This window comes from Ramlibacter sp., from assembly GCA_019635435.1.
GTDB lineage: Bacteria > Pseudomonadota > Gammaproteobacteria > Burkholderiales > Burkholderiaceae_C > JAHBZM01.
Window position 1 is genome coordinate 599653 of record JAHBZM010000001.1, and the last position, 25461, is coordinate 625113.

At 67.4% G+C, this 25461-nt stretch carries 24 protein-coding genes; 13 read left to right on the top strand and 11 right to left on the bottom strand.

Going from position 1 to position 25461, the window contains the following annotated elements:
- Nucleotides 1–7 precede the first annotated feature (7 nt).
- The gene (locus tag KF796_02875) at nucleotides 8–685 is read right to left on the bottom strand and encodes a nitroreductase (GenBank protein MBX3585562.1); all 678 of its coding nucleotides are present in this window, start codon (nucleotides 683–685) and stop codon (nucleotides 8–10) included.
- Between the two features lie 150 nt (nucleotides 686–835).
- On the opposite strand from KF796_02875, the gene KF796_02880 reads away from it, so the two are divergent.
- From KF796_02880 to KF796_02890, 3 genes are all read left to right on the top strand, one after another.
- Nucleotides 836–1318, top strand: coding sequence for a GreA/GreB family elongation factor (locus KF796_02880; protein ID MBX3585563.1), 483 nt, complete (start codon nucleotides 836–838; stop codon nucleotides 1316–1318).
- Between the two features lie 50 nt (nucleotides 1319–1368).
- Nucleotides 1369–1986 carry an HAD-IA family hydrolase gene (locus KF796_02885; protein MBX3585564.1) on the top strand — a complete coding sequence of 206 codons (618 nt, stop codon included), beginning with the start codon at nucleotides 1369–1371 and terminating at the stop codon, nucleotides 1984–1986.
- 184 nt (nucleotides 1987–2170) lie between these two features.
- Nucleotides 2171–2692, top strand: a complete 522-nt coding sequence (locus KF796_02890; GenBank protein ID MBX3585565.1) for a hypothetical protein — start codon at nucleotides 2171–2173, stop codon at nucleotides 2690–2692.
- Nucleotides 2693–2770: 78 nt separating this feature from the next.
- On the opposite strand, the gene KF796_02895 is transcribed toward KF796_02890, so the two are convergent.
- Nucleotides 2771–5344 carry a DUF2309 domain-containing protein gene (locus KF796_02895; protein MBX3585566.1) on the bottom strand — a complete coding sequence of 858 codons (2574 nt, stop codon included), beginning with the start codon at nucleotides 5342–5344 and terminating at the stop codon, nucleotides 2771–2773.
- 23 nt (nucleotides 5345–5367) lie between these two features.
- A complete protein-coding gene (locus tag KF796_02900) occupies nucleotides 5368–6897 on the bottom strand; it encodes an NADH-quinone oxidoreductase subunit L (GenBank protein MBX3585567.1) in 1530 nt (509 codons plus the stop codon).
- 97 nt (nucleotides 6898–6994) lie between these two features.
- On the opposite strand from KF796_02900, the gene KF796_02905 reads away from it, so the two are divergent.
- A complete protein-coding gene (locus KF796_02905) occupies nucleotides 6995–7918 on the top strand; it encodes a LysR family transcriptional regulator (protein MBX3585568.1) in 924 nt (307 codons plus the stop codon).
- Between the two features lie 23 nt (nucleotides 7919–7941).
- Here the strand turns inward: KF796_02905 and KF796_02910 are convergent, their stop codons facing one another.
- From KF796_02910 to KF796_02925, 4 genes are all read right to left on the bottom strand, one after another.
- Nucleotides 7942–8355 (bottom strand): nuclear transport factor 2 family protein, encoded by a 414-nt coding sequence (locus tag KF796_02910; protein ID MBX3585569.1) that lies wholly within the window; start codon nucleotides 8353–8355, stop codon nucleotides 7942–7944.
- 38 nt (nucleotides 8356–8393) lie between these two features.
- Nucleotides 8394–10007 carry a phage tail sheath family protein gene (locus KF796_02915; protein MBX3585570.1) on the bottom strand — a complete coding sequence of 538 codons (1614 nt, stop codon included), beginning with the start codon at nucleotides 10005–10007 and terminating at the stop codon, nucleotides 8394–8396.
- Nucleotides 10008–10513: 506 nt separating this feature from the next.
- Complete coding sequence (locus KF796_02920; protein ID MBX3585571.1) at nucleotides 10514–13432, bottom strand: DNA topoisomerase III; 2919 nt, start codon at nucleotides 13430–13432, stop codon at nucleotides 10514–10516.
- Nucleotides 13429–13989 (bottom strand): TlpA family protein disulfide reductase, encoded by a 561-nt coding sequence (locus tag KF796_02925; GenBank protein MBX3585572.1) that lies wholly within the window; start codon nucleotides 13987–13989, stop codon nucleotides 13429–13431. The genes KF796_02920 and KF796_02925 overlap by 4 nt, the downstream gene beginning before the upstream one ends.
- Nucleotides 13990–14067: 78 nt before the next feature.
- Here KF796_02925 and KF796_02930 point away from each other — a divergent pair, with 78 nt between their 5' ends.
- From KF796_02930 to KF796_02945, 4 genes are all read left to right on the top strand, one after another.
- Nucleotides 14068–14637, top strand: a complete 570-nt coding sequence (locus KF796_02930) for an SET domain-containing protein-lysine N-methyltransferase (GenBank protein MBX3585573.1) — start codon at nucleotides 14068–14070, stop codon at nucleotides 14635–14637.
- Nucleotides 14638–14641: 4 nt separating this feature from the next.
- The gene (locus KF796_02935) at nucleotides 14642–15466 is read left to right on the top strand and encodes a biotin--[acetyl-CoA-carboxylase] ligase (protein ID MBX3585574.1); all 825 of its coding nucleotides are present in this window, start codon (nucleotides 14642–14644) and stop codon (nucleotides 15464–15466) included.
- A gap of 3 nt (nucleotides 15467–15469) precedes the next feature.
- Nucleotides 15470–16129, top strand: coding sequence for an SPOR domain-containing protein (locus KF796_02940; protein MBX3585575.1), 660 nt, complete (start codon nucleotides 15470–15472; stop codon nucleotides 16127–16129).
- 80 nt (nucleotides 16130–16209) lie between these two features.
- Complete coding sequence (locus KF796_02945) at nucleotides 16210–16875, top strand: glutathione S-transferase family protein (GenBank protein MBX3585576.1); 666 nt, start codon at nucleotides 16210–16212, stop codon at nucleotides 16873–16875.
- Here KF796_02945 and KF796_02950 read toward each other — a convergent pair.
- The 3 genes from KF796_02950 to KF796_02960 all read right to left on the bottom strand — a co-directional run bounded on the left by KF796_02950 (nucleotide 16854) and on the right by KF796_02960 (nucleotide 19696).
- Nucleotides 16854–18323: a sensor histidine kinase N-terminal domain-containing protein gene (locus KF796_02950; GenBank protein MBX3585577.1), complete on the bottom strand. Its 1470-nt coding sequence runs from the start codon at nucleotides 18321–18323 to the stop codon at nucleotides 16854–16856. The two genes, KF796_02945 and KF796_02950, sit on opposite strands and share 22 nt — an antisense overlap.
- 89 nt (nucleotides 18324–18412) lie before the next feature.
- Complete coding sequence (locus KF796_02955; GenBank protein MBX3585578.1) at nucleotides 18413–19087, bottom strand: response regulator transcription factor; 675 nt, start codon at nucleotides 19085–19087, stop codon at nucleotides 18413–18415.
- Between the two features lie 114 nt (nucleotides 19088–19201).
- Nucleotides 19202–19696, bottom strand: coding sequence for a MarR family transcriptional regulator (locus tag KF796_02960; GenBank protein ID MBX3585579.1), 495 nt, complete (start codon nucleotides 19694–19696; stop codon nucleotides 19202–19204).
- A 141-nt stretch (nucleotides 19697–19837) separates the two neighbouring features.
- On the opposite strand from KF796_02960, the gene recA reads away from it, so the two are divergent.
- Complete coding sequence (gene recA / locus KF796_02965) at nucleotides 19838–20899, top strand: recombinase RecA (GenBank protein ID MBX3585580.1); 1062 nt, start codon at nucleotides 19838–19840, stop codon at nucleotides 20897–20899.
- Nucleotides 20900–20904: 5 nt separating this feature from the next.
- A complete protein-coding gene (recX, locus tag KF796_02970) occupies nucleotides 20905–21414 on the top strand; it encodes a recombination regulator RecX (protein MBX3585581.1) in 510 nt (169 codons plus the stop codon).
- Nucleotides 21415–21472: 58 nt separating this feature from the next.
- On the opposite strand, the gene argC is transcribed toward recX, so the two are convergent.
- The gene (gene argC / locus KF796_02975; protein MBX3585582.1) at nucleotides 21473–22384 is read right to left on the bottom strand and encodes an N-acetyl-gamma-glutamyl-phosphate reductase; all 912 of its coding nucleotides are present in this window, start codon (nucleotides 22382–22384) and stop codon (nucleotides 21473–21475) included.
- A 159-nt stretch (nucleotides 22385–22543) separates the two neighbouring features.
- Between argC and sucC the strand changes: the two genes are divergently transcribed.
- From sucC to KF796_02990, 3 genes are all read left to right on the top strand, one after another.
- Nucleotides 22544–23710 (top strand): ADP-forming succinate--CoA ligase subunit beta, encoded by a 1167-nt coding sequence (gene sucC, locus KF796_02980; GenBank protein MBX3585583.1) that lies wholly within the window; start codon nucleotides 22544–22546, stop codon nucleotides 23708–23710.
- A gap of 11 nt (nucleotides 23711–23721) precedes the next feature.
- On the top strand, nucleotides 23722–24615 hold the full coding sequence (sucD, locus tag KF796_02985; GenBank protein MBX3585584.1) for a succinate--CoA ligase subunit alpha: 894 nt from the start codon (nucleotides 23722–23724) through the stop codon (nucleotides 24613–24615).
- A gap of 120 nt (nucleotides 24616–24735) precedes the next feature.
- Nucleotides 24736–25413 carry a TerC family protein gene (locus tag KF796_02990; GenBank protein ID MBX3585585.1) on the top strand — a complete coding sequence of 226 codons (678 nt, stop codon included), beginning with the start codon at nucleotides 24736–24738 and terminating at the stop codon, nucleotides 25411–25413.
- Nucleotides 25414–25461: the final 48 nt, after the last annotated feature.

Here is a 25461-nt window from a genome sequence, read left to right on the forward strand (position 1 = left end):
CCGCGCGCTAACCGTTGAACCCGACAAAGACGGCCGCTTGCGCAACGCTCTTGCGTTCGGAAACCACCGCATTGGCGGGGAAGCTTTCGTCGGGCCATCCGAGCGCGATGCTCTTCATGATGATCTGGTCATCGGCAATGCCAGCGTGTTCTCGCACCACCGGTGACTGCATGATGCCCTGGCTGTTGATCACGCAGCCCAGGCCTCGCGACCAAGCGGCGTTGACGAGCGCCGTGGCCACCGCACCGCAATCAAAGGGTGTGTCGTCGCTCCCATCGAGCGCACGGTCGTAGGTGACGATGATGCAGACCGGCGCATCGAACTGGCGAAAACCGCGCATCACCCAGTCCTGGCGCATACGCTGGTCTTCCCGCGCGATCCCCATGGCAGCGAACAGTTGCTTGGCCACACCGATCTGCCGCTCACGATGCTGGTTCGCAAAAGGCTCACCCGTTCGGAATTCCCGCGATTGAGGCACTCCGGCCGCCATCCGCTCCGTGTTGCCTTTGCGGATGCGTGCTAGCGGCTCGCCCGTGACGACATAGAAGTTCCAGGGTTGTGTGTTCATCGACGACGGCGCACGCATGGCGAGCCCGATGATTTCCTCGATCAGCGCACGTGGAACCGGATCCGGCTTGTAGCCACGGATGCTGCGGCGGCCGAGTATGACGTCGTCGAAATCCATGGTGCTCCGTGATGCCCGTTGATTGGAGCCGGGATCATAGCCGCCGGTCCAGTTCGCTCCTGTCACCTGCGCTCTGCAGGGCCGACGGCTGGTGGAGCCCTTCATAATCAAGGCCCGCCCCCCGCTTGGTTGACATGCCCCCCTTTCGTCATGGATAAATTCTTGCTGCAACAGCAGGTGCTGAATCGGCTCGCCGACGACCTGTTGCAAGCCGAACAGGCAGTGCGGGCTGCTCATGAAACGGCGACCCATGAAGAAAACATCGCCGAAAACAAATACGACACGTTGGGACTCGAAGCCGCCTACCTGGCCACCGGCCAAGTTCGGCGCGCCGAAGCCATCCGTCAGGCGCTGGCCCATTGGCGCCAATTCCGCCCGCCTCCCTACGACGTCAGCAAAGGCATTCAGCTCGGCGCGCTGATCTGCCTGGTCGATCCCGACGACAAACAGCAACACCTCTTTCTCGGCCCGGACGGGGGCAGCATGAAGTTGGTCAGCGGCACTCAGCTCGTTCAGGTCATCAGCAGCGAAGCCCCTTTGGGCAGGGCCATGCTGGGCAAATGCGAGGGCGATGAGGTGTCGATACAGGTCGCTCTAGCCCGGCAGCAGTTCGAGGTGCTGCGGGTTCATTAAGCCGTGAACGACTCCTGTGAGTCGGAAGCAGACGTCATTAGGATGTGCGAGTGGATATTGACTGCGTCTTCTTCGACTACGACGGTGTCCTGACCACCGACGCGACAGGGTCGGCGACGACATGCCGCTATCTAAGTGCTCGCACAGGGGTACCGCTGGAGCGGGTGCAGTCTGCGTTCGCCCGCCACAATCGCGCGCTGACGCTGGGCCAAATGACTCATGAGGATGTGTGGCCTGAAATTTGTTCTGCCGTCGGGAAAGCTTTGCCGCCGCAAGCCCTCACCGATGCTTTTGACAGCACGCCCGTGAATCGCTTGATGTTCGAACTTGCCGAGCGACTGAAGGCGGCGTGTCGCGTCGCAATCATCACCGACAACAAGCTGGACCGGATGCATCGCCTGATAGCTGTGCAGCGGCTCGATGAATTGTTCGACCCAATCATCGTCTCGGCTGCGCACGGATGCTCGAAAGCGTCCGGTGAGCTTTTCGACCGCGCCTTGGCGACCGCGGGGGTGCTGGCTGCCAAAACTGTCTTTATCGACAACGATGAGAAAAACGTTGCCGCCGCTGCTGCATGCGGCATGCATGCGATCCACTTCGATCACTTCCGCAATGACGTCGCCGCGCTGGCGGATCGACTCTGCAGAAATTTTGATCTGCCGGTGTGACCCCGGCTTCCAGTCAGAAGCGTCCGGGCCAGCCTCGGCCTCGATCTGACCCCTACCTCTTCAACGCCCGGCGTAACTCCTGCGCGCAACCGTGCGGACTTCACGGAACAACTGCCGCACGACGCTTGTGGCATGCGGCAACGGGCGTCTATATTCAATTCATCAAATCCACGGCGCAGCCATCATGACCTATCCGAAGGACCTCGAGGGTTCGCAGCCATGCAACGTGGCTGCGCTTCTGGGCGAGATTCTGATAGGGGCCTCCAGTGTCGAACTGGCGGTGCAGCTCTACCTTGATGGCATTGCGCGCGCCGAGGGTCGTGCACCGACGCAAGCGACTGCCGAGGAGCGCCTTGCGCAATTGCTGGCCCTGGCCGACGGCCTGACCGACAAGGCGCTGCGCGATGACTTCATGCGCTGGATGGTGCGGCTCCATGAGCTCGCCCCGACTTGCCGCGCCGTGCGCCACGGGCACTGGCCGCCGGATCTGCGGTGGGGCAACGTTCTGATGCTGGCACCGCCAGGAATGCAGGACATGGGCTCACGAAAGTGGGAGGTTGCGCAACTCAGCGAAGCGGCGCAGGCGCTCATTCTCCTGTACCGCGAACTGCTGCGGCTATGCGCCCAGGAGCGCGGACTGACGCTCACCAACGCGGCCCAGTTCCTCTCGACGCAGCCGCTTCAGGTCATGGAAGAAGCCGCCTGAGGCGAAGCCGGATTCAGGCGCGCCATGTCTGCTGCGGGCCAAAGCCCGCCTCCCAACCCGAGCCCAAAGCCACCCAGTTCAGGTCTCGGTGGGTCGCCAGCCGCCACCGTCGTATCGCGCGAAACCGTCGCCCTCAAAGCGCCACAGGTGCAGCCAGCCGTTGTCGACGAGTTGGCGCACCACCCTGTGGCCAGCGATCACGCGCTCGATGCTGGCGGCTGGCGCGTCGATCACAACCGTCAGCCGCAGGGGCTCGTGCACCCAGCGCAGGCCGTCGTGCAGGGATTGGCGCCCCAACCCGATGCGCAGGTCGCCGCCGTTGCCCTCGAACACGCCGATGCGACCGCCCACCACGTTGTGCAAAAGCTTGTTGCCGCTTCCCAGGCGCACCGGGTCGCAGGTGGACGCGTGGTACTGCCAGTTGATCCAGTGCGTGACAAGCATCGGAGCGGTCATGAGGAGTTCAAGCACGCTGCCGTCGGGGTCGTTCCCGGCGCTGTAGTCGTGAAGAAAGACACGCCCGCCCAGTCGCGCACCGCGGCTGCGGTCCCGCGGGGCCATGATGAAGGCCGCATTTCTGGCAAGGCCCCATTCGGGCCTCGTCTGCGCGCCATCGTTGGCACGGCGGCGATACTGGTCAAGCAGGGCCTCGTGCGGCGCGCGCGGGTCAAGCCCCAGCGAGCCGGCACGCTCGCGCCGCACCTGGTCGCTGGCATGCGCCAGCTCAAGCTGAAGGCGCTTCCACCGCTCGCCTGACTGGGCGTCGAGCAGGTCAAGATCGAAGCCTTCAATCTCGTCGGTGGTGGTGTTGTGCAACGCGGCCACGAAGGCTGTGGACTGGGGCACCACGATCCCGCGCCCGTTCAGGCCTTCGCGCACCGCCGGCTCGTTGAGCAGCCGTGCCAGCACGCGGGCGTTGACCTCGCCGGTCTGCCCGCAGCAAGCACCGCAGTCCAGTGCAGCGGCCTGTGCGTTGTTTGCGCTCTGGCTGCCATGGCCGACCAGCAGCACCAGGGGCGCGAAGCCGCGTTCCAGGCCCATTGCGTGCAGCACGCGCTGGGCCAGATCAACTTTTGCCTGGGTATCCAGCCCTGCCAGCAACGGTCGGCACACTGGCCGGTAGCGTGCCGACAGGCCGGCGGCATCGACCGAGCGCCGCGGGGCGATGGACGGGCGGACCCACTGCGCGAGCTTGCCGAGATAGCCAGCCCCGGCGGCTTCGACGAACGAGAAGGCGGCGTTGGGCCACCTGCTTCCGGCGCCCCACTGATCCACCCGGGCAAAGGCGCGCAGCCGCTGCTGGCGTGCCGCCAACTGGAGCGCATCGCCTGGCGCGCCAAAATCGCCCTCCCCCTCTGCGATGCGTTCGGTCACCTCGGCCGTCGGCGCCAACAGGCCGGGCAGCTGCGGACGGCGCGCGTTGGTCGCCAGCGGCGTGTAGGCAACCGGCAGGCCGAAGAAACCGGCAAAGCCAATGGTCTGCACGGCCGGCCAGATCCTTTCAATCGCGCGGCGCAGCGGCTCGCTGCGCACGTCGATGCAGAACGCGGCCTGCACCTCGGGGACACGGACGGCGCTTGCCCCGACTCTGGAATGCGGCGCACCCACCGTGGCAAGGCGCTGTGCGAGCTCTCGCTGGTAGCCCATCTCCAGGGCGAGCTGCCAGGCTTCATCCACCAGCAGCGTCTGGCCGGCTTGCTCCAGCAACTCCGGGGCGCGCTCCCACTCGACCTGCAGCGCTGCAAAGGCGCGCCGCGCTGCGGCGTCGTCACGGCATTCGAGCAGGATGGCGCCCCACGCCAGCCGGATGGCCAGCAGGTCTCGCAGGTGCGAGTCCTCCCCTCCGGCCAGGCGGGCCTCCCAGCCCAGGTAGGCGCACCAGGACGCCCAGCCATTGACCGTCAGCAGCACCGCTTCCAGGTAGTCCGCCCAGGATTCCTCGGGCAGGCCGAGCCGCTGCAGCACCCAGCGCTCGGCATCGACGCGTGTGGCCGGCAACGCGGCCAGGCCACGCGAGATGTCGGGCAGGCCCATCAGCACGCCGATGGCATGGTCGTGGGTCAGCGTCTCGCGCCAGAAGGCATAGAGGCCAGCGTCGCGATCGGGCTGCCAGTCGGCCTGGTGAGTGTCGAAGTAGGCGGCGCAGACCTGGCTCACCTGGTGCGTGATGGCCTGCCGCCACGACAGCCGGTGCCGGCCCTCGGGGTCGTCGTCCAGCACGTCGATCAGCAGCGGCAGCCGGCGTAGCGCAGGTGTCTCGTCCAGCGCGGCGACGGCCTGCTTTGTGCCGAGCCCCACGGCGCGCGCCTCCGGGAGCCGGTCAAGCGCCGCGGTGAGGTCCGCCTCGGCGATGCGCCCCGCACGCCATGCCTCACGCGCCATGTCGCGGGGCGCAAAGACGCGCACATCCGCGAGCACGGCCATGCGGGCGGCCACCTCACGCACCGGGCGATCTACGCGCTCCCAGTGCGGATTGACGGCAATGGCGCGGTCCAGCGGCCAGGCCGGTGCGATGGCCCGGCAGGCCTGGGCACATGCGCGCTCGATCAGGCTGTTGATTTCTTCGGCAACGGGTTGCGGCTGACCCGGCGCGGGTTGGGCACAGGGCAAGGCCACTGCGGGCGGGGCTGGGGGCGTAAGCAGGGTGTCCATGGGGGCGCTTCCTGGTGATGGGGTTAGGGGGTGGTCCTGGGTGTCCAGCGCGCTGGCCAGAGGCGCAGAGCCGTGCGGGTCACAAGCTCGTCCACGTAGAACCCGGCATAGCTCCAGCGCCGCCAGGTGGCCAGCGCATGTGGGAGCACCTGCAGCAGTGCGAGGCAGGCATAGAGCAGCGCCATCCCCGTCAGCGCGACCAGGCCTGCCGCGTGGTCTGGTGCGTCGTGCACGCCGAAGGGCAGGGCATGGCCCAGGCTGGTAGCCAGCGCCAGTGAAGCCACCATGCCGGCGCCGGCCATCACATGGCGGGCGGTGCCCGGGGCGGCGGATGACGCGGCTGCGGGCCACCACAGCAGCGGCGCCCAGGCCAGCGCCAGCACGCCACTCCACCACACCGGCCAGGGCGCCACCCCGGCAACGCCCGCCAGCACGCTGAGGACCGCCGCGGCCGCGAGCGGCGCTAGCACCAGGCTGGTCGCCGAGGGTGCCGTTGGCAAACGCATCATGCGCAGGCGGGCCTCCTGCACAGCGCCGGAGGCGGCAAGAAAGGCATGGGCCTTGTAGAGCGAATGGCCGATCAGGTGCATCAATGCCAGCGTGTACAGGCCAAGCGCGCACTCCATCACCATGAAGCCCATCTGCGCGGCGGTCGACCAGGCCAGCCGAACCTTGATGCTCACCCGCGTCAGCATCACAAGCCCGGTCAGCATGGCGGTGGCCAGGCCCATCCCCAAAAGCAACCAGCGCGCGGTCGGCACCGCCTCGAGCAGGGGCGCAAAGCGAATCAGCACAAAGCCACCGAGGTTCACCACCCCGGCATGCAGCAGCGCCGACACCGGGGTCGGCGCCTCCATCACCTGCATCAGCCAGCCATGCACCGGCAGCAGCGCCGTGCGAAGCACTACCGCCAGCGCTAGGCAGACCGCGCTGGCTTGAAATGCCAGCGACGGCGCACCGGCCTCGAGGTGGTGCCACAGCTCGCCGAACGCGCCCGAGCCAACCTCGTTCCAGGCCAGTGCCGCCGCGACAACCAGCAGCAGATCGGCCAGGCGGTCGGCCAGCCTCTTCTTGTGCGCTGCAAGCAGCGCGAACGGCCGGTCCGGGTAAAAGCACAGCAGGCGCTGCAGCGCCATGCCCACCGCCGCCCAAGCCGCGATCAGTACCACCCAGTGGTTGGCCAGGAGCAGCAGGTGCACCGCGGCCAGGACACCGCCAAGGGCACTCACATAAAGCCGCTGGCCCGGCTCGCCCTGAAGGTAGCGCGACGAAAAGCTGCCGATCACGGTGCCGAGCAGTTGCACCAGCACCGCCACCCATGCGCCGGTCAGCGAAACGCTCAGGCCCTGTGGCAGCAACGAGGGGACGCCGAGGATCTGAAGGGCAAGCGTTCCTGCCGTCACCCCGAGCGCGGCCGGCGCCAGGAGGCGGAAACGCCGCCAGGCCGCGGCGCCGTCAGGGCCGCGCGCCGGCCACATCGCCAGCAGCATCAGTGCGACAGGCATCAAGGCGAGGAGCGCGGGCAGGGTGGGGAAGAGAGTGGTGGGCGGCATCATCAGCAATTCAGATCACGACGGCGGGATGATGCGGGGCGCTGTCGGTTCTGTAAAATACATTGATAAGAACCAAACAATCCATAAAATAGATTGAATGGACGTCGAGCAGCTCAACTTTCACCACCTCTTCTACTTCTGGCGCGTGGCGAAGGTGGGGCACCTGACCCGCGTGGCCGACGAGCTGCACGTGTCGCAATCGGCCCTGTCCAGCCAGATTCGCCAGCTCGAGGACCGTCTGGGCGATGCGCTTTTTGAGCGCAGGGGGCGGCGCCTTGTGCTCACCGACACCGGCCGGCTCGCGTTGTCGTATGCCGAAAACATCTTCGGACTCGGGCAGGAGCTGCTGGGCCGGCTTCAGGGCTACAGCGACGGCATGGTCCGCCTGCGGGTGGGCAGCGTCGCCACGCTGTCTCGCAACTACCAGGAAAACTGGATCCGCCCCCTGCTGGCCGACCCCTCGGTCACGCTGTCGCTGGAATCCGGGTTGCTGGAGGACCTGCTGCACCGCCTCATGCAGCACCAGCTGGACGTGGTGCTGGCCAACGACGCCGTGCCCGCCGCGCCGGACCGGCCCCTGCACTGCCGCTTCCTCGGCAGCCAGGCGATCTCGCTGGTTGGCCCGGGCGCAATCTGGCGCGACCGCACGCTTCGCTTGCCAGAGGATCTGGATGGCCTGGAGCTGGCGTTGCCCGGCCAGCGGCATGCGCTGCGGGCGCAGTTCGACGCGCTGTGCGTGACCGCGGGCGTCAAGCCCAGGCTGCGCGCCGAGGTCGATGACATGGCCATGCTGCGCCTGGTGGCGCGCGACAGCGGCTGGCTCACCGTGCTGCCGGAGGTGGTTGTGCAGGACGAACTGCGCACCGGCGTGCTGGTCACCGTGGGGCGATCAACCCGGCTGCAGGAAAATTTTTATGCCATCACCACGCCGCACCGGCACCGTATCGAGCGGCTGGAGCAACTCCTGGCGGGTCCGGCAGAGTGGGGTGCCGTGGTCGCGCCTGATGCTGCGCGGGGGTAGCAGCGGAAGACGAACCGCCCGCGCTAAGCGGCGTCTGCCTTGCCGCCCGGGCTGGGTCCCGCGGCCGCAGGCCTGGGCACAAACTGCTTGGGGTCGTAGAAAAACTGCTCCTGTGCAATGCGCTCGCCCTCCCAGCGCTGCCAGGCCAGTTCCTCGATGCGGCCGGTGCTGCCGTCTTTCCAGGTGAACTCGAAGATCCAGCGGATCACCACATGGTCGCCATTCAAAAAGGCTGGTCGCACGCAGGTGGAATGCACCGCGCTGGCGCGCGCGAGCGCGGCGGCCTCATGGGCCACCAGCGCGCTGCGGCCCACGCGGGGCGGCGCCATGTTTTCCTGCATCGAGGCGTTCTCGGTATAGAACTCCTGGATGGCTTCCACATGGGCGTTCTGCTCCACGCGGGCAATGAAGCGTTCAAGGGTGGCGGAGGTGGGCATGGGGTGGATTCTGCCTTGGCCTGTAAATCCCCGCGCGCCTAGCTGCCCGCCTGCGCGACGGGTTGCGAAACCTGAAGGATGATGAACTCGGCCGGGTGGGTCACCGCCAGTCCCAAGGTAACGTACAGCATGCCCTGCATCTGCGCCTCGGACGGGTTGTTGCTTGCATCGCAAGTCACAAAGAAGGCTTCGGCCGCGGTGGCCCCAAACAGGCCGCCGGTCTGCCACAGGCCCGTGAGGAACTGGCTGACCTGTGCGGTTACCGCGGCCCATGTCGGGTTGGCGTCGGGCGCAAACGTCACCCACTGCAGCCCTTGCCGCAGGCTCTGTTCCACATAGATCACCAGCCGGCGCACGCTCACATAAGTCCATTGCGGGTCCACGGACAGGGTCCGCGCGCCCCAGATCACGTTGCCGTAGTTGATGAGGTTGCGCAGGCCATTGATGCCTTGCGGGTTCAGCTGGCCCTGCTCGCTGTCGGTCAGCGGGGTGGCGAGCTGGGTGACCGATGGCAGCGCGCCGTCGGTCACGCCCGCGGGGGCCTTGAACACGCCGGCCGACTGGTCGGTGTAGACATAGCGCCCCAGCACCGGCCCCGAGGGCGGCATGGGCACCTGGGTGGCCGAGGGGGCGTGGAACACAAACACCCAGGGGTAGTACAGGGCGCCATAAGCGCTGTTCAGGGCCTGCGGGTTGCCGCCGGGTGCCTCGCCCGTGCCGGTTTTGAAGGACAGCACGCCCGGCACGTCCAGCCCCGCGGGTGGGTCGGCCACCATGAACAGGCTGGTGCGTGTTTCGCAGTACTGCAGGCCGGTCTGGATCTGCGTGGCCTGCACGGCCACAGAGACCTCGCCGTCGGGCCCGGTGGCGCTCACGGTGTCGGGCAGCGCCAGCAGGCTGATGTCCGGCACGCTGTCCAGCGCCGTCAGCGCGCTGGACAGGTCCAGCCGCGGCTCGCTGCCGCCGGCCAGAGCCAGGGCGCCGGTGTTGGCGGGCCGCTGCGGCTCGGTCAGCGGGGCCACGGCCACGCGCACAAAGATCGACTGGCCGTTCACGCGGCTGGCCAGCTCGCCGTTGAGCAGGCTGCTGGCGGTGAAGCGGCTGAACTGCTCCAGCACCACCCAGCGCTTGCCGTCAATCTCCACCGAGGCCAGCGTGTTGGCCTGCACAAAGGCCAGCAGCCTGGCAACGGGCCCGCCCGGTGGCGCCAGCAGGGCCGGGTCCAGCAGCACGCTCAGGTCAAAGAGCGGCGTGGTGGGGTTGGCCCCGCTGCCAGCCGGCAAAGGTGTGTTGCTCACGCGCACGTGCAGTGCATTGCCCCAGGCACCCGGCGTGGCGGCGCTCAGGGTCAGCGGCCCGGTGCACAGCCGGGCCGCCGTGGCCTTGGCCAGATCAGCAGCCTGCACCACATGGCAGGGGCCGCCACCCTCCGCAAAAAAACCATACACGGCCCACGAGACCATGGCGTTCCAGGCCAGGCCGCCAAAGTGCTGCTGGTATTCGTTCCAGCTGCTGACCAGCACGGGGGTCTGCACCGGGCCCGATGCCGTGACGCCCACGAAGGCCGCCACCGAGGTGGACACGCCCGTGATGCCGGGGCTGCCCGGCAATTCCTGCACATACACGCCAGGGGTTGCGAGGTTCGAAACCATGGGTTGCCTTTCCTTTGCAGCCCGGAGGAGCTGCCAGCGCGCAAGCGTAGTGCGCTGGCGGCCTCTGGGGCAAGGGCAATATTTACCTTGTGGGCGGTGCGCAATCCGCCGGAGGAGCCTTGCGCCATGCCGTGACCGGTGATCGGGGCACGATTTCAGGTCAAAAGTGGCTGGAGTCCAGGACTGGCGGCCATCATGCGCTACAAAAACAGTAGCAATCGGATGCGCGCACCAGAACCCCGCTTCGCGGCAGGGGTTGGGCGGCGGAGGCGATCTCTGGGGCGGCGAGAAGCGCAGGCGCGGGGTCGGCGGGCGCAGCCTGCTTCGTCATCTGACTCACCGCAGCTGTTTGAGCGGAGTGCGCAAAGCGCACGCAGCGAGTTCTGCGGTGCGACCCTGCGACGAGCATCGCAGCGAAGTGGGCGCACAGCGCCCACCGCCCCAGTGTGAGCCGCCGTCGCCCAGCCCCTGCCGCGAAGCGCGAGCGCCAACCCACCAGGAGGAACTCAGCTCAGATGCTTGCCCACAATCCCCGCCAGCTCGAACATCGTGACCTGCGGCTTGCCAAACACCGGCAGCAGCCTGGCATCGGCGTTGATGGAGCGCTTGTCCTTGGCGTCCTGCAGGCCGTTGGCCTTGATGTAGTCCCACAGCTTCTTGACCACCTGCGGGCGGGCCACCGGTTCGTCGCCAATCACCGCGGCCAGCGCGGCGCTGGGCTTGAGCCCGGCAGCAGGCTTGCGCGGCGCCTTGGGGGCGGCCGCTTTCTTCGCAGCGGGTGCTTTCTTTGCCGCAGCCTTTTTTGCGGCGGGCGCGGCCTTGGCCGCCGGCGTCTTGCCCGCGGCGGTCTTGCGCGGCGGGAACTTGCTGGTGCGCGGCTCGAACTCGAAAGTGACCTTGCCCTCTTCCTTGTTCCAGATCAGGAAGGCCTTGAAGGCGCGCCGCGTGCGCATGCTCACGAACTTGTCCAGCAGGTCGGTCTTGCCCGTGGCCAGCAGCTTTTCCATCTGCGCGCGCTCCACGGGTTGCTGCAGGATGATCTGTCCGGTCTTGAAGTCGCAGCTGGGCGTGGCCTGCGCGGCCGTGGGCACGGACTTCTCGCAGACGTAGTTCTTGCCAAATTCCAACACGCGGGCGCTGCATTTGGGGCAGGCGCCCAGCGGCTGCTGCGCGGAAAAGTCGATCACTTCGCCGGTCTCGGCCGGGTCGGTCTCGTCACCAAAGTCGAACTCGAGCTTCCAGTTCTTGTCTTCGTCGCTGTACTTGAGCGCCATCTCGGCCGTGAATGGCCAGCCCGCCTTGGAGCGGAAGCCGTCGAGCGGGCCGATCTTCTTGTCGCGCAGGAACTGCTCCACCTCGGCCGGCTCGAAGGTGCGGCCCGCGGGCGACTTGCCGAACGAAAAGCCGCAGGCGTCCTCGCCGGTGCCGCTTTTGCCGGTGCAGGTGTAGCGCCGGTAGTTTTCCTTGACGATGCCGCCGCAGTTGGGGCAGGGCGTGGCCAGCGTGGCGTAGTCGCCGGGCACGGTGTCGCGGTCGTACTCCTTGGCCTTCATGACGATGCGCTTGGTCATCTCGCCAATCTCGCGCATGAACTCGTCGCGGCTGAGCCGGCCGTGCTCCATCTGCGCCAGCTTGTACTCCCAGTCGCCGGTCAGTTCGGGCTTGGACAGCTCCTCCACGCCCAGGCCGCGCAGCAGCGTCATGAGCTGGAACGACTTGGCCGTGGGGATCAGCTCCCGGCCTTCGCGCAGCATGTATTTCTCGCTGATCAGGCCTTCGATGATGGCGGCGCGCGTGGCGGGCGTGCCCAGGCCTTTTTCCTGCATGGCCTCGCGCAGTTCGTCGTCTTCCACCAGCTTGCCCGCGCCTTCCATGGCGCCCAGCAGCGTGGCTTCGGAGTAGCGCGCGGGCGGCCGGGTCTTCAGGCCCTTGGGCTCCACCACCTCGGCGCGCACCATCTCGCCGGGCTTCACGGCCACCAGGATCTTGCTGTTCTCGTCGTCCTCGTCGAGCACTTCCTTGCCGTAGATGGCGAGCCAGCCGGGCTTGACCAGCACCTTGCCCTCGGTCTTGAAGCTGTGGCCCACCGCCTGCGAGATGCGGGTGGTGACCTGGTACTCGGCGCTGGGGAAAAACACCGCCATGAAGCGGCGCACCACCAGGTCATAGAGCTTCTGCTCGGCATCGCTCAGGCCGCTGGGCGCCTGCAGCGTGGGGATGATGGCAAAGTGGTCGCTGACCTTGGCGTTGTCAAAAATCCGCTTGCTGGGCTTGATGTAGTTGTTGTCCAGCGCGGTGCGCGCATGCGGCGCCAGGTGCTTCATGCCGCTGTCGGCCAGCATGCCGAAGGTCTCTTTCACCACCGGCAGGTAGTCCTCGGGCAGGGCGCGCGAGTCGGTCCGCGGGTAGGTCAGGGCCTTGTGGCGCTCGTACAGGCTTTGCGCCAGCGCCAGCGTGGTCTTGGCCGAGAAGCCGAAGCGGCCATTGGCCTCGCGCTGCAGGCTGGTCAGGTCGAACAGCGCGGGCGAGGCCTGCGAGGTGGGCTTGCTTTCCTCGGTAACCGTGGCGGCCTTGCCGCGCACGGCGTCGGCAATGGCCTGTGCCTCTTTCTGTGACCAGACGCGGTCGGCCTTCTGCTCGGCGTCGTCGGGGTTCTTCTTCCATTTGGGGTCGATCCACTTGGCGTGGTACTCGCCGGCCTCGGCCAGGAAGGTCGCGTGGATTTCCCAGTAGTCGCGGCTGATGAACTTGCGGATCTGCTCCTCGCGCTCCACCACCACGGCCAGCGTGGGCGTCTGCACCCGGCCCACGGTGGTCAGAAAGAAGCCGCCGTCGCGCGAGTTGAACGCCGTCATGGCGCGCGTGCCGTTGATGCCCACCAGCCAGTCGGCCTCGGAGCGGCTGCGCGCCGCGTCGGCCAGGCCCTGCATCTGCTTCTCGCTGCGCAGGCTCTCAAAGCCCTCGCGGATGGCCTGCGGCGTCATCGACTGCAGCCACAGCCGCTTGACCGGCTTGCCCAGCGGCACGGTCTTGCCGGCCTTGGTGCTGCCCGCATACTGCTCGATCAGGCGGAAGATCAGCTCGCCCTCGCGGCCCGCGTCGCAGGCATTGACCAGGGCCGTCACGTCCTTGCGCTTGGCCTGCTTGACCACGGCGTTCAGCCGGGTCTTGGTCTTGTCCACGGGCTTGAGGTCGAAGTACGGAGGGATCACCGGCAGGTGGGCAAAGCTCCACTTGCCGCGCTTCACGTCAAATTCTTCGGGCGCCTGGATCTCGACCAGGTGGCCGACCGCGCTGGTCACGACGTAGGTTTCGCTTTCAAAAAACTCGTCGTGCTTCTCGAACTTGCCGGCCACCGGCGTGAGCGCGCGGACGATGTCCTGCGCCACCGAGGGCTTTTCTGCAATCACCAGAGTCTTCGTCATAGGAACTTCGCCAATCCTTCTACATCCTCGGGGAACATTTCCCCGCTTTCCGCAAACACCACCTTGCCGCTGCGCCCACGCACCACGACCACGGGCAGCCCCTTGGGCTTGGGCAGCACTGTAGCGACTTGTGGGGTCAACATGCCAGCCGGGAAGGTGTAACCCTTTTGCCGCAGGTAGGCGGCAGCGGCTTCGGGCTGGCGGTCAATCGACAGCGCCAGCACCTGCAATCCACGCCCGCGCTCCTTGCGCCACAGCTTCTCGACATGGGGGCTCTGCACCGCGCAGAACGGGCACCAGCTGGCCCACCAGTAGACCACGAGCACCTGGCCCTCGGCCACGCTGGCCCGGAATGTGCTGCCGTCCAGCAGGGCCACATCGGTCAACCCCATGGCGTCGCCCACGCGCGGCAGCCCCGGTGCGCGGGCATCGCCCGGCGCCGTGCTGCTGTTGCCCTGGGCCTGCGCCAGGCCCAGCGCCGAGAGGCCTGCTGCTGCAAGAACGGTGCGGCGGCCCAGGTCAGTGGCCGCAGGGGGCTTCGTGGTGAAAGGGTTCATATCTTTAGAATCTCGGGTTTCCTCGCGCGTACGCGTACGCGCGCACGTGTGCATATTCAACTTACCAGAGTTTCCCCCATGCCTGCAAAAGCCGATTCCAGCCCCCTGCGGCGCCTCCAGACCCGCCGCTCCGGCGTTCATGGCAAGGGCGTGTTCGCCGTGCAGGACCTGGCCGAGGGTGAAACCCTCATTGAGTATGTGGGCGAGGTCATCTCCTGGAAGGAGGCGCTGCGCCGCCACCCGCACGACCCCAAGGACCCGAACCACACGTTCTATTTCCACATCGACGAGAAGCATGTGATCGACGCCAAGTTCGGCGGCAACTCCTCGCGCTGGATCAACCACTCGTGCGACCCGAACTGCGAGGCCGACGAGCAGGACGGCCGGGTCTTCATCAAGGCGCTGCGCAACATCCCGGCGGGCGAGGAGCTCAACTACGACTACGGCCTGATCATTGACGAGCCGCTCACGCCCGAGCTCAAGGCCGAATACCCGTGCTGGTGCGGCGCGGCCAGCTGCCGCGGCACCCTGCTGGCGGGCAAGGAAAAGAAGAGCAAGAAGGACAAGAAAGACAAGAAGGCCCACAAGGGCAAGAAAGACAAGAAGAAGAAAAAGAAGAGCACCCAGGCCGGCCACGGCGCGCTCTGAACCCATGGCCGCACCCGACCCCGTGCGCTGGCAGGCCGAGGCCCTCTGGGAGGCCGTGGCGCCGCTGTGGCCGGGTTTCACGGTCGAGGTGCTTCCCGAGGTTGATTCCACCAATTCCGAGCTGATGCGCCGGGCCCGCGCCGGCCAGACCGAGCCCGTGCTGCTGGTGGCCGAGCGGCAGACCGCGGGGCGCGGCCGGCTGGGGCGGGCCTGGCTCAGCGATGGCCCGGACGCGCCGGCCCCGGGCAGTGCGCCCGCGCTGGCGGCGCTGACCTTCTCGCTGGGCCTGCCGCTGGCGCCGCGCGACTGGGCCGGCCTGTCGCTGGCGGTGGGCACCAGCCTGGCCGAAAGCCTGGACCCGCAGGTGCGGATCAAGTGGCCCAACGACCTGTGGCTGCACGGCCGCAAGCTGGCCGGCATCCTGATCGAAACCGCGGGGGCTGGCAGCGGCAGTGCCGCGCCGCGCTACGCCGTGGTGGGCGTGGGCATCAACCTGTTGCCGCGCGCCGCCCAGGGCCTGTCCACCGCGCCGGCCTGGCTGCGGGAGCTGCTGCCCGGCGTGGACGCGCCCCAGGCCCTGCAGCGCGTGCTGCTGCCGCTGGTGCAGGCGCTGCAAGCGTTCGAGAGCGATGGCTTTGCCCCGTTCCAGGCCCGTTTCCAGGCCCGCGATGCGCTGCGCGACCTGGCCGTCACGCTGAGCGACGGCACCACCGGCACCGCCCACGGCGTGGGCGAGGATGGTGCCCTGCTGGTGCATACTTCCGCGGGCATGCAGCAGATCACCAGCTCCGAAGTCAGCGTGCGCCCCGTTGGCGCGGCGGGGGCCTGAGTCATGCTGCGGCTGGTGGCGCTGCTCCTGCTGCTGGCCAACGGCGTGTACTTTGCCTGGGCGCAGGGCCTGCTGCAGTCCTGGGGCGCGGCGCCGGTGCAGCAGTCCGAGCCACAGCGGCTTGGCCAGCAGATCCGCCCCGAGGCCGTGCGCCTGCTCGGTGCCGACGAAGCCCGGCGCGTCGAGACGGCCGCCCCCGGCGCGGTGCGCCCCCCGGAATGCCTGCAGGCCGGCCTGTTTGACGAGACGCAGGCCGCGGCCGTGCGCCAGGCGCTGGAGCCGGCCCTGCCGGCCGGGAGCTGGTCGCTGGAGAGTGCCGTGGAGCCCGCGCGCTGGATCATCTACATGGGCAAGTACCTCACGCCCGACGCCGTGAACAAGAAGAAGTCCGAGCTGCGCCAGCTGGGCGTGTCATTCGAGAACCTGTCCAGCAGCAGCCTGGAGCCGGGCCTGTCGCTGGGCGGCTTCACCACCCAGGCGGCCGCGCAGCAGCAGCTCAACGCGCTGTCGCAGCGCGGTGTGCGCACGGCCCGCGTGCTGCAGGAGCGCCCCGAGGTGCGCGGCCAGCTGCTGCGCCTGCCCGTGGTCGACGACACCCTGCGACCGCGGCTGGACGAGATTCGCGCGGCGCTGGGCGGCAAGCCGCTGCGCACCTGTCGCTGATTCGTCGCTGATTTCGCCGCTGATCCTGCCGCTGATTCCGCCGCGCGCAGCGGCCCACTGACCTGAAGGAGACCCGACCCATGAGCCTCAAGCTGTACTTTGCCCCTGGCGCCTGTTCCTTTGTGCCGCACACCCTGCTCGAAGCCACGGGCGAGCCCTTTGAGCCCGTGATGGTCAAGATCCACAAGGGCGAGAACTACAGCCCTGAATACAAGGCGCTGAACCCGCGCAGCCAGGTGCCGGTGCTGGTGGACGGGGCCGAGGTCATCACGCAGATCGTGGCCGTGGTGAGCTACCTGAACGACCGCTTTCCGCAGCACAACTTCCTGCCCCACGAGCCGCTGGCGCGGGCCCGCGTGCTCGAAACCCTGGCCTGGATGAACAACACCGTGCACCCCACGTTCACCCACATCTTCATGCCGCACAAGTTCACCGACAAGCCAGAACTGCATGCCGACCTCAAGGCCTGGAACACCCACCTGTTCCGCGGCATGCTGGGCGAGCTGGACGCGCTGGTGGCCGCCGCCGTGGCCGCGGGCAAGCCCTGGCTGGGCGGCGAGCATTTCGGCCCGCTGGACGCCTACGCGCTCACCCTCACGCGCTGGGGTGGCATGGCCGGCATCGACCCCGCCAGCCTCCCGGCGCTGTGGCGCCATGTGCAGCATGTGGCGCAGCAGCCGGCGGCGCAGCGCGCCATGGCGCGCGAGCGCCTGCAGCTGAACCTTTATGTGCCGCCGGCGGCCTGAGGCTCGGTCACGAAGCGCAGGCTGATCAGGGTGCCGGGCGACGGCTGGCCCGGGTGCGCGTCTTCCAGCGTGATCGACGCCCCGTGCTGGCGCGCGATCTCCAGCACGATGGGCAGGCCCAGGCCCGAGCCGTCCACATTGGTGCCCAGCGCGCGGTAAAAGGGCTGGAACACCAGCTCGCGCTCGGCCTCGGGGATGCCGGGGCCCGAGTCCTCGACCTGCAGGATCAGCACATGGCCGAACGGGTCGGCCAGCACCCGCGCGGTGATGACGCCCGCCGCTTCGGGGCTGGACGGCGTGTAGTTGATGGCGTTGTCCAGCAGGTTGCGGATCATTTCCTTGAGCAGGGTCGGGTTGCCGCCAATGGTGACCCCGGGCGCGCCGGGCTGGGCGCCGTCGTAGCCCAGGTCGATGTGCCCCTCCAGCGCGCGCGGCAGCGAGTCATGCACCGCGTCGATGGTGATCTGGGCCAGGTCGCAGGGCTCGCGCGCGATCGTGGCGCCGCTGCTTTCGGCGCGCGCCAGCGCCAGCAGCTGGTTGACCGTGTGGGTGGCGCGGATGCTGGAGCGGCCGATCTGCTGCAGCGACTGCTTGAGCTCGTCGGCGCTGCCGCCCTCGCGCTGCGCCAGGTCGGCCTGCATGCGCAGCCCCGCCAGCGGCGTCTTGAGCTGGTGCGCGGCGTCGGCCAGGAAGCGCTTTTGCGTGGCGATCGAGTCCTTGAGCCGGGTCAGCAGGTCGTTCACCGACGACACCAGCGGAGCGACCTCCAGCGGCACGGCGTGGTCGTCCAGCGGGCTCAGGTCGTCGGGCTTGCGCGCGCGGATGCGCTCCTCCAGCTGCGACAGCGGCTTGATGCCGCGCACCAGCGCCAGCCAGACCAGCAGCACCGCCAGCGGCAGCAGCACCAGTTGCGGCAGCAGCACGCCCTTGATGATTTCGGTGGCCAGCACCGAGCGCTTCTCGCGGGTCTCGGCCACCTGCACCAGGGCCATGGGGTCGCCCGGCAGGTCCAGGTGGACCCAGAGGTAGGCCACCCGCACGTCCAGCCCGCGCAGCTCGGCGTCGCGCAGGTGCACGTCGCGCAGCTGCGGGTCCAGCGGCGGCGGGGATTCGTAGCGCGGGGGCGCCGGGAATTCGCGCTCGCCGCTGAGCAGCTCGCCGCGCGGCCCGAGCACCTGGTAGTAGATCAGGTCGGAGTCGTCGGCCCGCAGGATCTCGCGCGCGGGCTGCGGCAGGTTGAACTGCACGCGCTCGCCCTGCACGCCGATCAGCTGGGCCAGCACCCGCACGTTGTACTCCAGCGCCCGGTCAAAGGGCTTGCCGGCGATGTTCTGCGCCACCAGCCAGGTCAGCGCCAGCGCCACGGGCAGCAGCAGCATCAGCGGCGTGAGCATCCAGTCCAGGATCTCGCCAAACAGCGAACGCTGCTCACGCTGGAAGATTTTCATGCTGCGCAGCCGCGGTTTGGAGTCAAATCAGGCTGGAGTCCAGGACTGGCGGCCATCATTCGCTATGAAATGCATAGCGTTTGCGGCCTTCATCCGGGGATTTTCTCAAGGCAATACCCGAGCCCGCGCACGGTGGCGATGCGGATCGGCCCCTTCTCGATTTTCTTGCGCAGGCGGTGGATGTAGACCTCGATGGCGTTGTTGCTCACCTCCTCGCCCCACTCGCACAGCCGCTCGACCAGCTGGTCCTTGCTGACCAGGCGCCCGGCGCGCTGCAGCAGCACTTCCAGCAGGCCCAGCTCGCGCGCCGACAGCTCGACCATCTTGCCGTCGATGGTGGCCACGCGGCCGGCCTGGTCGTAGATCAGCGGGCCGTGCTTGATGGTGCTGCTGGGGGTGCCCATGCCGCGCCGGGCCAGGGCCCGCACGCGCGCTTCCAGCTCCTGCAGGCTGAAGGGCTTGGCCATGTAGTCGTCGGCGCCGTAGTCCAGGCCCTTGACGCGCTCTTCCACGCTGTCGGCCGCCGTGAGGATCAGCACCGGCAGCGCGGAGCCGCGGCTGCGCAGCTTGCGCAGCACCTCCAGCCCGTGCAGCCGGGGCAGCCCCAGGTCGAGGATCAGCAGGTCGAACTCGTTGTTGGTCATGAGCGCCGCGTCAGCCTCGGTGCCGCTGGCCACGTGGTCCACCGCCGCGCCCGAGGCGCGCAGCGTGCGCAGCAGGCCGTCGGCCAGTACCTGGTCGTCTTCGGCAATCAGTATCCGCATGGCTGTCTCCTGTTGTCGTGGGCCCGGCCGGCCGGGCCGGGGCCGCGGGGTGCTGAAATTCTAGGCCTGCCCGCCTTACCAGGCCCTGATGCCCCCGGGAGGGCGCTGGCGGCCTCAGGCGGCGGGACCCGCATAGGCTTCCAGCCCGATCATCGCCACCGCGGCGACCTCGGCGCCGATCTCGGCCCGGAACTCGGCCTCGGCCGCGGCCACCGCGCGCCGGAACGCGGCCAGCCAGGCCAGCCCGGTGGGCGTGAAGCAGACCTTGCGCGCCCGCGCATCCTGCGGGTCGGCCTCGCGGGTCACCAGGCCCCAGGCCTCGCACTGGTCCACCAGGTCGCCCATGGCCTGCTTGCTCATGCCGGCCTGCTGCGCCAGCTCGGTCAGCCGCGAGCCCTCGAGCGCGAGGTGGCGCGTGATGTGGACATGGGCCGCGCTGACCTGGTCGCGCGCGGCCAGGTTGGACAGGGCCAGTGGCACCTCCACATCGCGGGCCATCAGGGCCAGCACCCGCGTGTCGAAGCGGCGCATGGCATGGCCCAGCAGCCGGCCCAGATGGGTCTGGCGCCAGCGGTCGTCGGGCAGCGCGGGGGCGGCGGCATCGGTCATTCGGAAATGGTAAGGCAAACTGACCAAAAATCCAGTTTACTTCTGGCGACTGGCTGCGTTAGAGTACTGGTCAAGCATCCAGCCTGTGAATAAAAACACTGGATGAGGCCACTCAACCTGTTGATTCACAAGGAGATTTTCATGGACGCTCAAGTCAAAGGCACACGCATCAACGCACCCGACAGCGAAAAAGCCAAGGCCTTGCAGGCCGCGCTGGCCCAGATCGAAAAGCAGTTCGGCAAGGGCACCATCATGCGTCTGGGCGAGGGCGAGGCCATTGAAGACATCCAGGTGGTGTCCACGGGCTCGCTGGGGCTGGACGTGGCGCTGGGCGTGGGCGGCCTGCCGCGCGGCCGGGTGGTCGAGATCTACGGCCCGGAGTCCTCGGGCAAGACCACGCTGACCCTGCAGGTCATCGCCGAAATGCAGAAGCAGGGCGGCACCTGCGCCTTTGTCGATGCCGAGCACGCGCTGGACGTGCAATACGCCCAGAAGCTGGGCGTGAACCTGCCCGACCTGCTGATCAGCCAGCCCGACACCGGCGAGCAGGCGCTGGAGATCGTGGACAGCCTGGTGCGCTCCGGCGCGGTGGACCTGATCGTGATCGACTCGGTGGCCGCGCTCACGCCCAAGGCTGAAATCGAGGGCGAAATGGGCGACTCGCTGCCCGGCCTGCAGGCCCGCCTGATGAGCCAGGCGCTGCGCAAGCTCACCGCCACCATCAAGAAGACCAACTGCATGGTGATCTTCATCAACCAGATCCGCATGAAGATCGGCGTGATGTTCGGCTCGCCCGAAACCACCACCGGCGGCAATGCGCTGAAGTTCTACGCCTCGGTGCGCCTGGACATCCGCCGCACCGGCACCATCAAGAAGGGCGAGGAAGCCATTGGCAACGAGACCAAGGTCAAGGTGGTCAAGAACAAGGTGGCGCCGCCGTTCAAGACGGCCGAGTTCGACATCCTGTTCGGCGAGGGCATCAGCCGGCTGGGCGAGATCATCGACATGGGGGTGAACGCCCGCATCATCGAGAAGTCGGGCGCCTGGTATGCCTACGGCGGCGAGAAAATCGGCCAGGGCCGCGACAACTCGCGCGAGTTCCTGCGCGAAAACCCGACGCTGGCCGTCGAGATCGAGAACAAGGTGCGCGAGTCGCTGGGCATCCCGCTGCTGGCGGCCGAAGTTGCCGGCGCCGCGGAGTAAGCCGCATGGCGTCGGGCGGGCCGCTGTCGTTCCAGGTCTCGCTCAAGGGCCGCGCCCTGCGCCTGCTCAGTGCCCGTGAACACTCGCGCGCCGAGCTCGAACGCAAGCTGGCCGCCTTTGAGGAAACGCCCGGCCAGCTGGCCCGGGCGCTCGACGAACTGCAGGCCAAGGGCTTCATCAGCGAGCAGCGCGTGGTCGAGTCGGTGGTCAACCGGCGGGCTGCCCGGGTCGGCGCCGCGCGCATCCGCCACGAGCTGCAGGGCAAGGGGCTGGCGCCCGAACTGGTTCAGCAGGCGCTGGACGATTTGCGCGGCACCGAACTGGCCCGCGCCGCCGGCGTCTGGCACAAGAAGTTTGGCGAACCTGCGCGTGACGCCGCGCAGCGGGGCAAGCAGATGCGGTTTCTGGCGTCGCGCGGCTTCAGCGCCGAAGTCATTCACCGCGTGGTCTCGGGCGGCGCCGAACCCGATGAGTGCGGTGTTCCGTCCGGTTTTTCAGATCAAAATGGCCTGTAGTCCAGGCGGGGCGGCCACTCTTTGCTACTGAAAATGTAGCAAATGGAAGGCGCTGCCGTCACAGCCCCAGCATCAGCCTGAGGTTTTGCACCGCGGCGCCGCTGGCACCCTTGCCCAGGTTGTCCAGCCGCGCCACCAGAACCGCCTGGCGGAAGTCCTCGTTGGCGAACACCCGCAGTTCCATCTTGTTGGTGTCGTTGAGTGCCTCGGGCTCGATCTTGCCGTTGTCGGTGGCGGGTTCCACGCTCACCCATTCGCTGCCCGCGTAGTGCGCGGCCAGCGCATCGCGCAGCGCGGCGGCCTTGGGCTGGCCGGGCAGCAGGTCCAGGTGCAGGGGCAGTTGCACCAGCATGCCCTGCCTGAAGCTGCCCACGGCGGGAATGAAGATCGGCCGCCGGGTCAGGCCGGTGTACTTGACGATTTCAGGCAGATGCTTGTGGGTCAGGCCCAGCGCATAGGTTTCATAGGCCGGGGCCTCGCCCTTCTCGTGGGCCTCGATCATGGTGCGTCCGCCGCCGGAGTAACCGCTGACCGCTGGCAGCGACAACGGGAAGTCCTTGGGGATCAGCCCGGCATCGACCAGCGGGCGGATCAGCGCGATGGCGCCCGTGGAATAGCAGCCCGGGTTGCTCACCCGCGGCGCCGCGGCCACGGCGTCGCGCTGGCCGGCCGCCAGTTCAGGAAAGCCGAACACCCAGTTGGGCGCCGTGCGGTGGGCCGTGGACGCATCGATGAGCTTGGGCTGGCGGCCCGGCAGGGCGGCCACCATGGCCGCCGATTCGCGCGCCGCGTCGTCATGCAGGCACAGGATGACCAGGTCCACGCCCGCCATCAGGTCGCGCTTGGCGGCCGGGTCCTTGCGCTTGTCGGGCGCGATGCTGACCAGTTCGATGGCCGGCATCTTTTCGAGCCGCTCGCGAATCTGCAGGCCGGTGGTGCCGGCCTCGCCGTCGATGAAGACCTTGGGCATTTTTCTGTCCTGTCAGAAGGTCTGGCGCGGCCTTCGGCCACGCTCAGGTTTGGTGCATTGCAGCATGATACAGTTGATGGCTGCTCCGTGCAGCGCCTGCTTCGCAGGCCCCAGGCCCTCTTTTCGGGCACCAAACCATCCATTCCTGAGAGAGACCTCATGAAGATTCACGAGTACCAAGGCAAGGACATCTTGCGCAATTTTGGGGTGCCCGTTCCCCGCGGCATTCCGGCTTTCACGGTGCAGGAGGCGGTCGAGGCTGCCCAGAAACTCGGCGGCCCGGTGTGGGTGGTCAAGGCCCAGATCCACGCGGGCGGCCGCGGCAAGGGCGGCGGCGTCAAGGTGGCCAAGAGCATTGACGACGTCAAGAAGCTCGCCGGCGACATCCTGGGCATGCAGCTCAAGACGCACCAGACCGGCCCCGAAGGCCAGAAAGTCCGCCGCCTCTACATCGAAGACGGCGCCGACATCCAGAAAGAGTATTACGTCTCCATCGTGACCGACCGCGCCACGCAGAAGCTGGCCTTCATCGCGTCCAGCGAAGGCGGCATGGACATCGAGGAGGTGGCGCACAGCACGCCCGAGAAGATCATCACCGAGTTCATCGACCCGCTGGTGGGCCTGACCGAAGCCCAGGGTCAGAAGATCGCCAACGGCATCGGCCTGCCGGCCGAATCCACGGCGCAGGCCGTGGACATCTTCCAGAAGCTCTACAAGTGCTACATGGACACCGACGCGTCGCTGGTGGAAATCAACCCGCTGAACCGCGACAGCAAAAACCAGCTGATGGCGCTGGACGCCAAGTTCAACTTTGACAGCAACGCGCTGTTCCGCCACCCCGACATCGTCGCGCTGCGCGACCTCGACGAGGAAGACGCGGCCGAGATCGAGGCCAGCAAGTTCGACCTGGCCTACATCAGCCTGGACGGCAACATCGGCTGCCTGGTCAACGGCGCGGGCCTGGCCATGGCCACCATGGATACCATCAAGCTGTACGGCGCCGAGCCGGCCAACTTCCTGGACGTGGGCGGCGGCGCCACCCCCGAGAAGGTGACCGAAGCCTTCAAGATCATGCTCAAGAACCCCAAGGTCAAGGCCATCATGGTCAACATCTTCGGCGGCATCATGAAGTGCGACACCATCGCCACCGGCGTGATCACGGCCTGCAAGGCCACCAACCTCAACGTGCCGCTGGTGGTGCGCATGAAGGGCACCAACGAAGAGCTGGGCAAGAAGATGCTGGCCGAGTCCGGCCTGCCCATCATCAGCGCCGACACCATGGCCGAAGCGGCTGAAAAAGTGGTTGCTGCCGTCAAGAACGCCTAAGGAACACCGCCATGTCGATCTACATCAACAAAGACACCAAAGTCATCACCCAGGGCATCACCGGCAAGACCGGCCAGTTCCACACGGAAAAGTGCCAGGAATACGCCAACGGCAAGAACTGCTTCGTGGCCGGTGTGAACCCCAAGAAGGCCGGCGAGTCGATCTTCAACATCCCGATCTACGCGTCCGTCAAGGAAGCGGCAAGCCAGACCGGTGCCACCGTGAGCGTGATCTACGTGCCGCCCGCCGGCGCCGCCGCCGCTATCTGGGAAGCTGTCGAAGCCGACCTGGACCTGGCGATCTGCATCACCGAGGGCATCCCCGTGCGCGACATGCTGGAAGTGCGCAACAGGATGAAGGCCAAGGAAGCCGCCGGCGGCAAGAAGACCCTGCTGCTGGGCCCGAACTGCCCCGGCCTGATCACGCCCGATGAAATCAAGATCGGCATCATGCCCGGCCACATTCACCGCAAGGGCCGCATCGGCGTGGTCAGCCGCTCCGGCACGCTGACCTACGAAGCCGTGGCCCAGCTCACCGAAATCGGCCTGGGCCAGTCCAGCGCCGTGGGCATCGGCGGCGACCCGATCAACGGCCTGAAGCACATCGACGTGATGAAGGCCTTCAACGACGACCCCGACACCGACGCCGTGATCATGATCGGCGAAATCGGCGGCCCGGACGAGGCGGACGCCGCCCGCTGGTGCAAGGCCAACATGAAAAAGCCCATCGTCGGTTTCATCGCCGGTGTGACGGCCCCTCCGGGCAAGCGCATGGGCCATGCCGGCGCGCTGATTTCCGGCGGCGCCGACACGGCCGACGCCAAGCTGGCGGTGATGGAGGAGTGCGGCTTCAAGGTCACGCGCAACCCGTCCGAGATGGCCAAGCTGCTCAAGGCCCTGCTGTAAGCAGAACTACGAACGGCGTGGGCGGCTGGCGCCCACTAAACTGTGGCTCCATAAAAAGAGAGAGCGCCCCGGAACGGATGTTCGGGGGCGCTCTCTTCATTCATAACACCGGAGCAACCCATGGACATGCTGCAGGGCGCGGAATTCTGGATCGGCCTCGTCAAGATCATCTGGATCAACATCATCCTGTCGGGTGACAACGCGGTGGTGATTGCGCTGGCGGCCCGCTCGCTGCCGCCGCACCAGCAGCGCAAGGCGATCTTCTTCGGCTCCGGTGCCGCCGTGGTGCTGCGGATCATCCTGACGGTGGTGGCGGCCAAGCTGCTCGCGCTGTCCTATCTGCAGATCGTTGGTGGCCTGCTGCTGCTGTGGATTGGGGTGCAGCTGCTGGGTGACGAAGAAGGCGATGAGGGCGATGCCAGGGAGCATGGCAACCTGTTCGCGGCGGTTCGCACCATCCTGATTGCCGACCTGGTCATGAGCCTTGACAACGTGATCGCGGTGGCCGCGGCCGCCAAGGGCAGCATGGTGTTGCTGATCCTGGGGCTGGCCATCAGCATCCCGCTGGTGGTCTTTGGCAGCACGCTGATGATCAAGCTCATGGAGCGCTTCCCGATCATTGTCATGCTGGGCGCGGCCCTGATCGGCTGGGTGGGCGGCGAAACCATCGTGAGCGACAACGTGCTCAAGGACCTCGTTGCGGGCAACCCCTGGGTGCACTATGCAGGCGCTGCCATGGGGGCGGCCCTGGTCATCGTGATCGGCAAGGCGCTCCAGCAACGCGGCAAAAAGGCATAGCCGCTGGGGCCCGCGCAGAAGGCGTCCGGAGGGCGCTGAATGCCGCAT